The following is a 12,880-nucleotide window of genomic DNA, read 5'->3' as shown; positions in this document are numbered from 1 at the left end:
GCTATGTCAACGACGGCATGCCGGGCATACGCCGCCGCCGGCGTGGCAAGGGCTTCGCGTATCACGATGCGCACGGCGAGCTCATTCGAGATGACGATGTGGTGGCGCGCCTGAAGTCTCTGGCCATCCCGCCCGCTTGGGAAGACGTCTGGATCAGCCCGCACGCCAACGGCCACATCCAGGCCACCGGACGCGATGCGCGCGGGCGCAAGCAATATCGCTATCACGCACGCTGGCGCTCGGTGCGCGATGATGCCAAGTACCTGCGCATGATCAGTTTTGCGCGTGCGCTGCCGACCATCCGCCGCGTGGTGGAGCAAGACCTGAAACGTCCCGGCCTGCATCGGCAGAAAGTATTGGCCGCTGTCGTGCATCTGCTGCAGACCACCTTCATGCGCGTGGGCAATGACGAATACGCCAAACAGAATCAATCCTTCGGCCTGACCACGCTGCGCCATCGCCACGTGCGCGTGGATGGCAGCGATGTGCTGTTCCGCTTCCGCGGCAAGAGCGGCGTGCAGCATGACATCAAGCTGCACGATCCCTATGTGGCCCGCATCATCCGCAAGATGCGCGAGTTGCCGGGGCAGGAACTGTTCCAGTACGTGGATGACGAGGGCGAGCGCCACTGCATCGATTCGGGTGACGTGAATGCCTATCTGCGTGAAGCGGCGGGCGAGGATTTCAGTGCCAAGGATTTCCGCACCTGGGCCGGCACGGTGCTGGCCACGCTGGCGCTGCAGGCCTTCGAGCGGGTGGACTCGCAGGCGCAGGCCAAGCAGAACGTGGTGCGCGCCATCGAGAACGTGGCGCGCCGCCTGGGCAATACGCCTTCCATCTGCCGCAAGTGTTACGTGCATCCTGCCGTCATCGAAAGTTACCTGGACGGCAGTTTTGCGGAGCGGCTGGAAGAACGGGTGCAGGCCGAACTGGTGGAAGAGTTGCAGGATCTGTCACCGGAGGAAGCCGCTGTACTGGCCTTGCTGCAACAGCGTCTGCAAGAGGCGGAACAACAACCGGCCCGCAAGCCTCGTCGCAAACCTGCCGCGCGCACCGCCACCTCTTCGGTGCCGCGCAGAAAAGCGGCGCGGCCAACGGCACGCGCCTGAACCGGCAGCGCTCAGCGCGCGCGGCGGAAAGTCAGGTTGTAACGGCAGCGCCTGGTCAGCGGGTGCTCACCGTCGCGCAAGGGATCAACACCATGGAAGGCCAGCCGCGCCGGGCCACCCCACACCACCACATCGCCACTCTCCAGCCGCATGCGCTGCGGCTTGTCGGTGCGCGCCATGCCACCGAACAGGAAGGTCGCGGGCAGACCGAGCGAGACGGAGACGATGGGCTGGTCCATGTCCAGTTCATTCTTGTCCTGATGCAGCGACATGCGCGCACCGGGTTCGTAGCGATTGATGAGGCAAGCGTCAGGATCGAATCCTGCAAATCCCGCCTCGGCTGAGGCGCGCGCGGCCAATGCCACGAAGGCCTCTGGCATGGCTGGCCAGTCGCGCTCGGACAGCGGATCGAGTGACTGGTAACGATAGCCGCGACGATCCGTCACCCATCCAAACTGGCCGCAATTGCTCATCGCCACCGACATGCGGAAACCGCCCGGGGTCTGCATGTGGCGCAGGGGCGAGGCGGCCAGAACCTTGTCGATGGCCGCCATCAAGGCTGCGGCTTCCTCTTCGTCGACAAAGGCGCGCAGCAGCAGCGCACCTTCGGTGATGGTCTCCACCGAAGGATCACGCGCCAGGCCAGCGAAGAGGTCACCGCTCACTTGGAAGGCTCCGGACGCGGTGGCGGATTTTCAATGAATTGGCTCACTTCTTCGAGAGTCGGCGCGATGAAACGCAGCGGCCGAGAGAGGCTGCCCACCAGCGAAGCGTGCGAGGTGTTGTCGAAGTAGCGCTCCACCACCGGCACCTGCTGTGCGCGCAGCAGTTTGGCCAGACCGCCGGTATTGCGTTCGGCGCCCACCAGCTTGTCCTTGTGCGAGGCGATCAGCAACGCGGGCGGCGCACCGGCCTCCACGTGCCGCACCGGCTGCGAATCCGGTGGCGAATCGGGCGCGAAGAAGACCGGTTTCACATCCTCGTTTTCGATGGGCAGGAAATCATAGGGACCGGCCAGTCCGATCCAGCCGCGCAGCTGTGCCGGCGAGGCCCCGGCTGCGCGCAGCCAGCGCGCATCGAGCGCCACCATGGCGGCGTTGTAGGCACCGGCGCTATGTCCCATGACAAAGACGCGCTGCGGATCGCCACCCAGCTCGCGCACCGAGCGCAAGGTCCAGGCCACGGCCTGGGCGCTGTCCTTCACGAAATCGGGATAACGCACTTCGGGATAGACGCGGTAATCAGGCAGTACGGCAATGAAACCGCGTGAACTCAGGGCCTCGCCGACGAAGGCGTAATCCTTGCGGCTGCCCTCGTTCCAGCTGCCGCCATAGAAGAACACCACCACCGGCAAGCCCGGGCCGGAGGCGGTGGCCGGGGCGTTGGCGGGACGATAGATGTCCAGCTTTTGACGCGGGTTATCGGTGTTGGCGTAGGCCACCCCTTCGGTCTTGACGTAGGAGGAAGCGGGCGTGACGGCATTGATGGCCGACAGCGGCGAACAGGCGACCACACCACCCAGGATCAGTACCGCGCCCGCGAATGCGAGACCAGCCTTGCCAAGAACATGCATGCGCAACTCCAGCGATGAAGGAAGGCCTATTGTAGCCGCGCAGGGCAAAGGCTTCAGGCGCGCTGGTCTTTCGGGCTGGCGGCGTCTTCCCTGCCCTCGGCCTCGCGCGCCAGCAAGGCGCTCTTGCGCGCGATGCCCCAGCGATAGCCGGAGGGCGCGCCATCGAGCCGGACGATGCGATGGCAGGGAATGAGCACGGCGATCTCGTTGCGCGCACAGGCATTGGCGACCGCCCGCACCGCTGCAGGCTGGCCGATGCGCGCAGCCAGTTCGGCATAGGTCAAGGTGACCCCGGGCGGCACTGCGCGCAGTGCCTGCCACACACGCTGCTGGAAGGCGGTACCGCGCACGTCCAGTGGCAAGGCGGCACCCTGTCGCGGATCGTCCAGCGCGGTCAGTACTTGCGCCAGCGTCTGCTCGAAGGCGGCATCGCCGGGGGCGAGATCGGCATGGGGGAAACGATCCTGCAGTTGCCGCAGCAACTCCTCCGGCTCGCTGCCCAAGGTGAGCGCGCAGATGCCCTGCTCCGTAGCCGCCACCAGCAAGGCGCCCAGCCAGCATTGCGCAACGGCGAAGCGGATTTTCTCGCCGCGGCCGCCGCGACGATAGGTCGCCGGCTTCATGCCCAGTTGCGCCGCGCTTTGCGCATAGAAGCGGCCACTGGAATGGAAGCCGACGTCATAGAGCGTCTCGGTCACGCTGGCACTGCCGCCGAGTTGCGCGCGCAGGCGGCCGGCGCGATGGGCATCGGCATAGGCCTTGGGAGTGAGGCCGGTGTGCTGCTTGAAGACCCGATGAAAATGATGACGGCTCAAGCCCGCGGCCTGCGCCAGCGTGGCCGTGTCGGGCTGTTCCTCGGCCTGCGCGATCAGGCGGCAGGCTTGCGCGATGGCCTGTGCCTGGCGCTCGTGCAAGGGCGGCTGGTCCGGCTTGCAGCGCTGGCATGGACGAAAGCCAGCCGCTTCGGCCGCAGCGCAGCTGGCGTGGAAGGCCACGTTCTTGCGCAAGGGTGTGCGTGCCCCGCAGGAGGGCCTGCAGTACACGCCGGTGGTGCGCACCGCATACCAGAACCGGCCATCGAAAGACGCATCGCGCTGCTGCACGGCTTGCCAGCAGGTGTCGGGGTCGAGTCCGTTGACGTCGGCGGCGGAGGCAGTGGAGCTAGTCGGCAGAGGAGAAGAAGTCATGGTCAGCATGTAGCGCTCCCGGAATCGGATGCCACTGATTCTAGGCCTGCGCTGACGGGGCGGCACTCCGGCGATTGCTTTTGAATTCCTGAGCCGGATCAGAGGTGGAGAAAAGCCTGATAAAAAGCATCATTCGATTATTCAATGATTGAGGCGTCCAATCATTGAATAACGGCATCATGCTTTTTGAAGCCTCACTGCGAGAAGCGGATGCGCTGGCGCGACTTCACCGGCTGCATCACATGTTCCAGCGGCAGTTCATGGGACTGCTTGACCTTTTTGAGGGTGATGTTGGACTTGACGTTGGTCACGCCCGGCAGGCGCAGCAAGCGCGTCATCATGAATTCGGAGAAGGCGGCCAGGTCGGGGGCCACGATGCGCAGGATATAATCGCCCTCGCCCGTGACGGAGAAACATTCGGTCACTTCCGGCATCGTTTCCACGGCCTTCTCGAAGAGTTCGCCACGGGTCTCTCCCTGGCGGTCCAGGGTCACGGTGGTGAACGCGGTCACGCCCAGACCGACCACGGCCGGGTCCAGCACGGCGGTGTAGCGTTCGATGACATGGGCTTCCTCCAGCCGCTGCACGCGGCGGCTGATCTGCGAAGTGGACAGGTGGACTTTCAGACCGAGGGCGCTATTGGTAATATGGCCATCTCGCTGCAGCTCGGTCAGCAAGGCCAGGTCGTAGCGGTCCACGTTGATGATGCTCATTTGTCTCTCCAAAGTTCATATTTAAGAATTATTTGTGCATATTATCTAATATATCGCGCAAAAAACAATCACAAATTGCAGTCTTGACGCAATAAACTCCTCGCATGGGCCGCGCTTGCCGGCCCTCCCCACACGAGGAGACACCAGATGGGCCACGCAGACACCCAGTTCGCCACCGCAGCCGCCAACTCCCCTGTCCGCGCCAGCGGCGACCTGTTCGACAATCCCATGGGCACCGACGGCTTCGAGTTCGTCGAGTACACCGCCGCCGATCCGGCCGGCATTGCCGCCGTGCTGGAGCTGATGGGCTTCACCGCCGTGGCGCGCCACCGCTCCAAGAATGTCACCCTGTATCGCCAGGGCCAGATCAACTTCATCCTCAACGGCGAACCCGGCAGCAATGCCGCCGCCTTCGCCCAGGTGCACGGGGCCTCGGTGAACGCCATGGCCTTCCGCGTCAAGGATGCGGCCCATGTGTACAAACGTGCACTCGAGCTCGGTGCCGAAGGCGTAGAAGCCAAGCTGGGCCCGATGGAACTGAACATTCCTGCCATTCGCGGCATCGGCGGCTCGCTGCTCTATCTGGTGGACCGCTATGGCGACAATGGCTCCATCTATGACGTCGACTTCCAGTTCTTCCCGGACGTGGAGCGCAATCCCAAGGGCGTGGGCCTGACCTACATCGACCACCTGACCCACAACGTCATGCGCGGCGCGATGGACACCTGGTCGTCGTTCTATACGCGCCTGTTCAATTTCCGCGAGATCAAGTATTTCGACATCGAGGGCAAGGTCACCGGCCTGCGTTCGCGCGCCATGACCAGCCCCTGCGGCAAGATCCGCATCCCCATCAACGAGAGTGCCGACGACAAGTCGCAGATCGAGGAATTCATCAAGCAGTACAACGGCGAAGGCATCCAGCACATCGCCCTGGGCACCGACGACATCTACCAGACCGTGCGTGCCCTCTACGCCCGCGGCGTGCCGCTGCAGGACACCATCGCCACCTACTATGACCTGGTGGAACGCCGCATCCCCGGCCATGGCGAAGACCTGGCTGCCTTGCGTGAACTGAAGATCCTGATCGACGGCGCGCCCACCGATGGTCAGGGCCTGCTGCTGCAGATCTTCACGCAGAACCTGATCGGGCCGGTGTTCTATGAAATCATCCAGCGCAAGGGCAATGACGGCTTCGGCGAAGGCAATTTCAAGGCCCTGTTCGAATCCATCGAGCTGGACCAGATGCGCCGTGGCGTGATCTGATCCCCTGACCGCAGCCACTGCGGGCCGCCCTGAGGCCGCCCGCATGTCAAAGGCGCAGCCCCCTGACGGGGACTGCGCCTTTTACTTTTTTTACTTTCCGTGGCTCAAGATGTCCGCGTGGCTGCCGTAAAACAAAGCGAAGGCACTATCGCAGTCCCCTTGCAATCCTTGCGCCCCTGTGGGCTGGAGTTCGCATGAACGTCGCGTATGAACAAGAACAACCTGCCCACGCTGAAGTCGCAGTGGCAGACACGCTGGACCATGACCCCGCCGAGCTGGTGGCGCAATTGAGCCACCGCATCCTGCTCCTGCAGCAGCAGGCGCAGTCCCTGGCGCGTTTCCCGGGCAACCGGGATGGCAAGCAGCAGCGCCAGTTGCTGCAGCAGCAGATCCGCAATCTCTACCAGCAATTGTTTGCGCTGGAACAGCAGCAGGCGCAGCAGCGCCGCCGCAGCGAAAACTATCTCAGCATGGCGCTCTCCGTGGCGGCTCATGCGGCGCACCAGCATGCGCATGGCGAGACGGTGGCACCGGCGCTGTAAGCCCGGCAAGCCCGGTCTCAACGCCCTGCCCTGCCCGGTCCTCCCGCTCAATAACGCAGCCGCGACAGGCTGACCAGGCTGGCCGCGCCCGCCAGGGCGGCGGCAAAGCACAGGACCAGCGCATACGGCGAGCCCGAGAACCCCATCAGCATCGCCACCACCGACGCCCCCACGGTCTGCCCGGTCAGGCGTGCCGTGCCCAGCATGCCGCTGGCTCCGCCGGTCCGTTCACGCGGCGCGGCACTGATCATGGTGCGGTTGTTGGGCGACTGGAACAGTCCGAAGCCGATACCGCACACCGCAAACATGGACAGCATCAGGCCATCCGGCGTGCTGCGGTCCACCGCCAGCAAGGCCAGCAATCCCAGGCACATCACGGCCAGCCCGATCCCCCCCAGCAAACCCGCAGCGACGCGGTCCGACAGCTTGCCGGCCACCACCCCGGTCAGCGCCACGGCCACCGGCCAGGCCGTCAACAGCATGCCCGCGCGCGCGGCGCCCATACCGAGATGATTCTGCAGCATGAAGGGCAACATGACGAAAACCGCCATCTGCGCTGCAAAGGAGCAGAACGAGGTCCCGATCGACAAGGCAAACAAGGGGATGCGCAGCAGGTCCAGCGGCAGCATGGGCGCGCTCGGCGACTGCAGTTTGAGCAGCAATGCCAGGCTGATGGCGGTCAGCAGCGCGCAGCCCGCCACCACCCAGCCGCCCTGCAGGTGGCCGATGGCATCGATGGTGTAGAGCAGCAAGCCGATGAAGGCCATGCACAGCAGTGCCGACTGGCGATCGAAACGGCGGGCCGACAAGGGATTGAACGGCAAGGCGCGGCTGCCCACGGCCAACGCCGCCAGTCCGAGCGGGATGTTGATGAGGAACAGCCAGTGCCATGAGCCCAGATGCAGGATGACCCCGGCCACGGTGGGCCCCAGCGCATTGCCGGTCCCGGCCACCAGCGCGTTGTAGCCGATGGCCCGGCCCAGCTGCCGGGCCGGATAGATGAAGCGGATCAGCGCGGTATTGACCGACAGGATGCCGGCCGCCCCCAGCCCCTGCAGCACCCGCGCCAGGCTCAGTTGCAGCATGTCGCCGCTGGCCGCGCAGGCCAGCGAGGCCAGGGTGAACAGGAACAAGCCACCCAGATAGACGCGCCGGTAGCCGATCACTTCGCCCAGCGAGGCCAGCGGCAGCAGGCACACCGCCATGGCGATCTGGTAGCTGTTGATGACCCAGATGGCATCGGCATCGCTGGCTTTCAGGTCGGTGGCCATGACCGGCAACGCCAGATTGGCGATGGAGCCGTCGAGCACCGCGATGCTCAGGCCCAGCACCACCGTGGCAATGGCCAGCAGCCGCTGGCGCGGCGGCAGGCCATCATGATCGGGGGAAGTGGAAGACGATGCGGAAGTGACTGCCATGAACCTGCTCTATCGCTCTGTTGCGCTGTCCGTGCGCGAGGAAAACCAAAAAAGGAAACGGACGCCGCAGCGCCCGGATCGGATGATGCCGTCAGCCCGCGTGGCGGAATGCCGAAATGGGCGTGAGCTTCTTGTCGCGGGGAATATTGAACTTGGTCTTGGGACCGAACCACTTGATCCACATGGCGTCGATCTCGCCGTCCTTTTCCAGCGCGGCCAGCGCCTTGTTGACGGCGTCCAGCAGTCGGTGCTCGCCCTTCTTGACGCCCAGCGCCGTCGGCTCCCAGGCCAGTGCGCCTTCGACGAAGCGGAAGCGTCCGCCCGATTCGTTGACGAAGCGGATCCCCGAGGGCATGGCCACGGCCATGGCATCGACCTGCCGCTGGGCCATAGCCAGGAAGGTTTGCGGGGTCTCAGGGAAAGTCAGCAAGGTGGCCTTGCGCAGTACGCGCCGCACCGCCTGCTCCGGGGTGGAACCGCGATTGGCGCTGATGCGCTTGCCTTCCAGGTCGGATACCAGATTCAGTCCGGAATCGCTGTACACGAGCAGCTTGATCGGCGTCTGGTAATGCGAAGCCGTGAAATCGATCTGGCGCGCCCGCTCGCGGGTATAGCCCAGTGCGCCCGAGACCAGGTCAACCTCGCCCTGGATCAGCGCCGGCAGACGGGCTTCCACGGTCAAACTGCGCTGTCGCATCTTGACGCCCAGCTTGGCGGCGATGGCACTGCACATGTCCACATCGAAACCGACGATCTGGCCGCTCTGCGGATCGGGGAAACCCAGCGGCTCATTGCTGGCCAGCGTGGCGCAGATCAGCGAGCCACGCTCCTGGATCTCGCCGAGCCGGTCCGCGTGTGCCGCAGCGGGAATCATCCAGGCGCTGGCCAGCAGCAGGCTGCCCATGCCCAGTTGCTTCAGGTGCTGCGAAATCTTTTTCATGCTTTTCCTCATCGAATGTCGAGGATAGCCCGAAACAATCCCGAATGTCACTCGCAGCAGACCATTGCCACGCAAAAGCCGCCACGCAGCACAAAAAAAGAGCCGCCCGGAGCAAGCGGGCGGCATCTGGTATGACATGTCAGGCGCGTTGGAAGGTCTTTCCAAGGGCGTCAGCCAGCCCTGCCTGACTTGCTGCGACGACGCCACCAGACCGCCACGCCCAGCAGGACCAGCACCAGCAGCACCATGCCGCCGCGCGCCACCCACAACAGCGGCGAGGGCTCACCGCCGGCCCGCAAGGCTTTGACGCGCTCGGCGCTGATGCTGACCTTGCTGCCACCCAGATCCTGCATCAGGTAGTTGGTCACCGCCGCAATCTCGCCATCGTTCAAGGTATGGGCAAAGCCGATCATGCCTTGTCCGTGCTCCGGCAGCACGCCTTCGAGGATGGCCATGGCCACGTTGTCGGCATTGGGCTGGCGCAGCAGCGGATGCTGCTGCAGGGATGGCAGGCCATTGAGGCCCTGCCCGCCGGTGTTGTGGCAGGAGGCACAATTGTTCATATAGACACGTGCACCCACACTCATGGCGGCCAACGCCTGGGGCGTATCGTCGCCCTGCACCGGGGTCAGCGCATGGACGGCAGCAGGCGGCGCAGTCGCGGACGCCGGAGCAGCCGCGACCGGACTGGCCGGCAGCAGATAGGTGGCCATTGCATCCAGATCCTCACGGGTCATGCGCGAGAAACTCTTTTCGATGGCTTCCAGCATCGGTCCGCCGGCGGTGGCCCCATTGGCGGCGTGGCCGCTGGCCAGGTAGTCGGCCAGCATGGCGCGGGTCCAGGCCGGCTTGGCCTGCAAGGCAGAGGGGCTGATGTCGGGCGCGTACCAGGTGCCGAGCGAGGCCCCTTGCAGGCGGCGCTCCAGTTGCTCGGCCATGAGCACATTGCGCGGCGTGTGGCAGGTGCTGCAGTGGGCCAGGCCCTGCACCAGGTAGGCCCCGCGATTCCACTGCGCCGATTGCGCCGGGTCGGGCTCAAAGGGCTTGGTGTCCAGGAACAGCCAGTTCCACGCCTTCATCGACATGCGGATGTTGAACGGGAACGGCAGCGCCGTCGCCGGCGGAGCCTGGTCCACCGGCTGCACGCCCTGCATGAAGTAGGCGTACAGCGCCGCCACATCCTCATCGTTCAGTCGCGCATAGGCGGTATAGGGCATGGCCGGATACAGGTTGCTGCCATCGGCACGCACGCCGCGACGCAAGGCCGCGGCAAATTGCTCCGGCGTGTACTGGCCGATGCCGTGGGTCTTGGAGGGCGTGATGTTGGTGCTGTAGATGGTGCCAAGGGGACTGCTGATCGGATGCCCGCCGCTGAACGGGGCGCGTCCCTTCTCGCTGTGGCAGGCGGCGCAGTCACCGGCGATGGCCAGGTACTCGCCGCGCTTGATCAACTGCGCATCATCGGCCGCATGGGCCAGCGCGACCACTCCCAGCAAGGACAGCATCGCCATCAGGCGCTTGAACGGCTTACGCATGGCGGCTCTCCTCGATGATCTTGTCGGCCGTGCGCAGCGCCAGTGCCATCGCGGTCAGCGTGACGTTGCAGGTGCCGACCGTGGGCATGACGCCGGTGCCGACCATGAACAAGTTCTCGTGGTCGTGTGCGCGGCCCCAGGCATCGGTGACGCTGGTGGCCGGATCCAGGCCCATGGAGAGCGTACCGGTGATGTGCTGGCGATTGGAGAACGCCCCGCTCTTGCTGTGCTTGATGTTGGTCGCACCCAGCCGGGCGGCGATGGCGTCGTAGGCGGCGCGGGTCTTCTCGGTGCCCTTGACGACGTAGTCGTCCACATTCCAGTACAGGGCCGGGACGGGCAGGCCAAGTTCATCCTTCTTGTCGCCGAGGGTCACGCGGTTGTTGCGGTCGGGCAGTTGTTCCAGCGCGTTCTTGATGCTCAGGCGGCGTGCGGCGCGGAACAGGATCTGCTCTTCCAGGCGCTTGCCGAAGTAACCCTCGGCGAGCACTTCCTTGGTCACCGAGGCCACCTGCGAGGCATTGGAAATATCGATGCGGAACGGCGCGTGCTCCGCACGGAAATCGCCATCGCGGAACTGGCCGATGGAGCAAGGGCTGACCGGACCACGGCCGGGCCAGATTTCTTCATCCACGTCGAAGGTCACGCCGATGGCCGGGTGGTCGCACAGGTTGCGGCCAACGTTGTCGCGGGCGTTGGCGATCCCCTGCGGGAACTTGTCGCTCACCGACATCAACAGCAGTTTGGGGGTCTCGATGGCATTGGCGGCCAGCACGAAGGTCTGCGCGGTGATGCGGTGGCTGACCTTGTTCCAGTCGTAATAATGCACGGCGGCGATGCGGCCTTTTTCGTCATGTTCCAGACGATAGACCACGGCCTCGGTGATGACCTGTACGCCGCTGTCTTCGGCCTGCTGCGCAGCCAGCCCGCCGTGATACTGGGCATCGATGGGACACAGCGGCATGCAGTTGTTGTTGCCGCAGCAGGCCGGACGGCCGTCATAGTTGCGGCTGTTGCGGCCGGTGCTGTCGTCGAGCACGGTGAATTCCGGCGCCAGACGGGCCGTCACACGTTGCTGCAGCCAGGAGGCCGGCACCCGCTCCATCGGGAAAGGATGCTTGCGCGGCGAACCGCTCTCGGGCGAGCCGCCGACACCGGCGATGACCTCGGCCTGGTAGTAGTAGTCTTCCAGGTCGTCATAGCTGATCGGCCAATCCTTGCCGACGCCATACAGACTGTGCTGGCGGAAGTCATTGGGTACATAGCGCCACAACTGCGCCGCCCAATGCCAGCTGGTGCCGCCGAACATGCGGATGTACTGCGCATTGAAGGCATGCGGCCCCTTCTGCTGCAGGTAGCCGTTGGGCTCCGGCGTATAGCGCGGGTGCGGTGCCAGCGGCGAATACGGATACGGCGCCATGAAGTCGGACTTGAAAGCCGAACTGCGGAAACGTTCGACCAGTTGGTCGCGGCCCATGCGCGGGCCGGATTCCAGCAGCAGCACCGACTTGCCGGTCTTGGCCAGGCGCGTGGCCAGCAAGGCACCGGTCACACCGGCACCGATCACCACCACGTCGGCGGAATTGGGATTACTCATGAATGTCACTCTCGCAAATCAGGGCTGGCGCGACCAGCTGCCGCAGGGACCATAGGAAAAACTGGGCGGCACCAGCTTGCCGCTCACCAGTCCGTTGGAGAGCGTATTGATGTAGGTGACGTACTGGGCGTTCTTGCCCTTGCCGACCACGCCGTCGTACCAGGCGCCGAGGATGACGCGGGCCAGCTTTTCGCTGTCGCCCTGCTCGGCCGGGAAGGCCAGGCGCTCGGCTTGCAGCAGCGCCGGCTGGGCTTGCAGCAGGGCCTTGAGCGATTGCAGGCGCGCGGCCAGGTCTTTTTCGGTTTTCGACAGGGCCAGCAGCAAAGCCGCGCCCAGCTTGGGGCTCAAATCCTGGCGTTCAGTCAGTTGCCGGGAAACCTGAAGGAAATCGTCCACCGGCACGGTCGCCGGATTGTTTTGTGCCGTAACCCGGTGCGGCAGGGACCAGAACAGGCCGGCAGCGCCGGCACCTGCCATCAGGCCCGCCACTTTCAGTACCCGGCGGCGTGTGGGATGTGTCATGTCGTCGTCCAAATGAAAGGCCCCCAAAGCACGCTCAAGGTGCCGCGCCGTCGCGCCGGGGCCAGGATGGGCCGGTATTCTACGCACTTTGTTGCTGCTCTGCAGCAAAGGGCGCAGCAGGTTTTCAGGATACTGGAAACGACACGGCCCGGCCATGTGCATGGCCGGGCCGTGGATCGGGTGGCGTCGCTGCCGGTATCAGCCGTGGCCGAGATAGGCCTTGCGCACGTCGCTGTTGGCCAGCAGGTTGGCACCGGTATCGGACATGACCACATGGCCGTTTTCCAGCACGTAGCCACGGTCGGCCACGCCCAGCGCCTTGTTGGCGTTCTGCTCGACCAGGAACACGGTCACGCCGCTCTCGCGGATGGTACGGATGATCTCGAAGATCTGCGCAATCACCAGCGGGGCCAGGCCCAGCGTGGGCTCGTCCAGCAACAACAGGCGCGGCTTGCTCATCAGCGCGCGGCCGATGGCCAGC

General features: G+C 64.8%; 12 protein-coding genes and 1 pseudogene. 3 read left to right on the top strand and 10 right to left on the bottom strand.

All coding sequences use genetic code 11. From position 1 onward, the window contains the following. Positions 1–1,109: DNA topoisomerase IB (locus B3873_RS25070; protein WP_286869731.1), on the top strand; the 1,109-nt coding region annotated here is incomplete at its 5' end. Positions 1,110–1,120: 11 nt separating this feature from the next. Here the strand turns inward: B3873_RS25070 and alkB are convergent. The 4 genes from alkB to B3873_RS25050 form a co-directional block, all read right to left on the bottom strand. After that, complete coding sequence (gene alkB, locus B3873_RS25065) at positions 1,121–1,774, bottom strand: DNA oxidative demethylase AlkB (protein WP_286869730.1); 654 nt, start codon at positions 1,772–1,774, stop codon at positions 1,121–1,123. Beyond that, positions 1,771–2,682: an alpha/beta hydrolase gene (locus B3873_RS25060; protein ID WP_204725251.1), complete on the bottom strand. Its 912-nt coding sequence runs from the start codon at positions 2,680–2,682 to the stop codon at positions 1,771–1,773. The genes alkB and B3873_RS25060 overlap by 4 nt, the downstream gene beginning before the upstream one ends. Before the next feature lie 53 nt (positions 2,683–2,735). Continuing rightward, on the bottom strand, positions 2,736–3,878 hold the full coding sequence (ada, locus tag B3873_RS25055) for a bifunctional DNA-binding transcriptional regulator/O6-methylguanine-DNA methyltransferase Ada (RefSeq protein WP_286869729.1): 1,143 nt from the start codon (positions 3,876–3,878) through the stop codon (positions 2,736–2,738). Positions 3,879–4,063: 185 nt separating this feature from the next. Next, positions 4,064–4,582, bottom strand: a complete 519-nt coding sequence (locus tag B3873_RS25050; protein ID WP_039785713.1) for an Lrp/AsnC family transcriptional regulator — start codon at positions 4,580–4,582, stop codon at positions 4,064–4,066. 147 nt (positions 4,583–4,729) lie between these two features. Between B3873_RS25050 and hppD the strand changes: the two genes are divergently transcribed. After that, positions 4,730–5,845, top strand: a complete 1,116-nt coding sequence (hppD, locus tag B3873_RS25045; RefSeq protein ID WP_286869727.1) for a 4-hydroxyphenylpyruvate dioxygenase — start codon at positions 4,730–4,732, stop codon at positions 5,843–5,845. Between the two features lie 194 nt (positions 5,846–6,039). Then, positions 6,040–6,387 carry a FlxA-like family protein gene (locus B3873_RS25040; protein WP_039790353.1) on the top strand — a complete coding sequence of 116 codons (348 nt, stop codon included), beginning with the start codon at positions 6,040–6,042 and terminating at the stop codon, positions 6,385–6,387. Between the two features lie 47 nt (positions 6,388–6,434). On the opposite strand, the gene B3873_RS25035 is transcribed toward B3873_RS25040, so the two are convergent. From B3873_RS25035 to B3873_RS25010, 6 genes and pseudogenes are all read right to left on the bottom strand, one after another. Continuing rightward, positions 6,435–7,805: an MFS transporter gene (locus B3873_RS25035; protein ID WP_286869724.1), complete on the bottom strand. Its 1,371-nt coding sequence runs from the start codon at positions 7,803–7,805 to the stop codon at positions 6,435–6,437. 91 nt (positions 7,806–7,896) lie between these two features. Beyond that, positions 7,897–8,745: an ABC transporter substrate-binding protein gene (locus tag B3873_RS25030; RefSeq protein ID WP_286869722.1), complete on the bottom strand. Its 849-nt coding sequence runs from the start codon at positions 8,743–8,745 to the stop codon at positions 7,897–7,899. Between the two features lie 170 nt (positions 8,746–8,915). Further along, entirely contained in the window at positions 8,916–10,280 is a 1,365-nt protein-coding gene (locus B3873_RS25025; protein WP_286869720.1) for a cytochrome c, read from the bottom strand. Next, positions 10,273–11,877: a GMC family oxidoreductase gene (locus B3873_RS25020; RefSeq protein WP_039790359.1), complete on the bottom strand. Its 1,605-nt coding sequence runs from the start codon at positions 11,875–11,877 to the stop codon at positions 10,273–10,275. The genes B3873_RS25025 and B3873_RS25020 overlap by 8 nt, the downstream gene beginning before the upstream one ends. Positions 11,878–11,895: 18 nt before the next feature. Further along, the gene (locus B3873_RS25015; RefSeq protein ID WP_286869717.1) at positions 11,896–12,399 is read right to left on the bottom strand and encodes a sugar dehydrogenase complex small subunit; all 504 of its coding nucleotides are present in this window, start codon (positions 12,397–12,399) and stop codon (positions 11,896–11,898) included. A 198-nt stretch (positions 12,400–12,597) separates the two neighbouring features. Then, positions 12,598–12,880: pseudogene (locus B3873_RS25010) on the bottom strand (branched-chain amino acid ABC transporter ATP-binding protein); the annotation flags it as partial.

It is taken from the genome of Herbaspirillum sp. UBA812, assembly GCF_002296545.1.
GTDB classification, from domain to species: domain Bacteria; phylum Pseudomonadota; class Gammaproteobacteria; order Burkholderiales; family Burkholderiaceae_D; genus Herbaspirillum; species Herbaspirillum huttiense.
This window is presented reverse-complemented; position numbering and strand designations above follow the sequence as displayed.